Origin of the sequence: Burkholderia sp. E168m23, from assembly GCF_016586125.1 — a bacterium.
Classification (GTDB): Bacteria; Pseudomonadota; Gammaproteobacteria; order Burkholderiales; family Burkholderiaceae; genus Burkholderia; species Burkholderia orbicola.
Genome location: NZ_BCPP01001707.1, coordinates 1 through 549 on the forward strand (window position 1 = coordinate 1; position 549 = coordinate 549).

Genomic DNA, 549 nt, shown 5'->3' on the forward strand with positions numbered 1-549 from the left:
GGCCGAAAAGACCGGCCACTACGCGACGATGGAAAAGCAACTGCGCGAGCTGATCCGTACGCAGCCCGACAACCCGCAGGCCTACAACGCGCTCGGCTATTCGCTCGCCGATCGCAACCAGCGCCTGCCCGAGGCCAGCAAGCTGATCGACAAGGCGATGGCGCTCGCGCCGAACGACGCGTACATCATGGACAGCCTCGGCTGGGTGAAGTACCGGATGGGCGACACGGCCGGGGCGACGAAGGTGCTGCAGCGTGCATACGAACTGCAGCCGAACGCCGAAATCGGCGCGCATCTCGGCGAAGTGCTGTGGAAGAGCGGCGCGCAGGACGACGCGCGCAACGCGTGGCGTGCCGCGCAGAAGCTCGAGCCCGACAACGAAACGCTCGTGCAGACGCTGAAACGCCTGCAGATCAACGGCCTCTGATGCAGATGTTCCCGATGTTTTCCCTGTCCTCCCGCGCGCAGCGCACGCTGGCCGCGGCCGGCGCGGCGCTCGCGCTCGCCGGCTGCGCGAGCACGCCGCCGTCGGCCAATGCGCCGACTGGC

General features: G+C 68.1%; 1 protein-coding gene and 1 pseudogene. Both read left to right on the forward strand.

The window, feature by feature from the left end:
• Positions 1-427, forward strand: a 427-nt coding sequence (locus JMF90_RS39785) for a M48 family metallopeptidase (protein ID WP_201326623.1), incomplete at its 5' end; no start/stop codon positions are given.
• Positions 427-549 (forward strand): annotated as a pseudogene (locus JMF90_RS39790) (lipoprotein localization protein LolB); the annotation flags it as partial. The gene JMF90_RS39785 and the pseudogene JMF90_RS39790, both read left to right, overlap by 1 nt.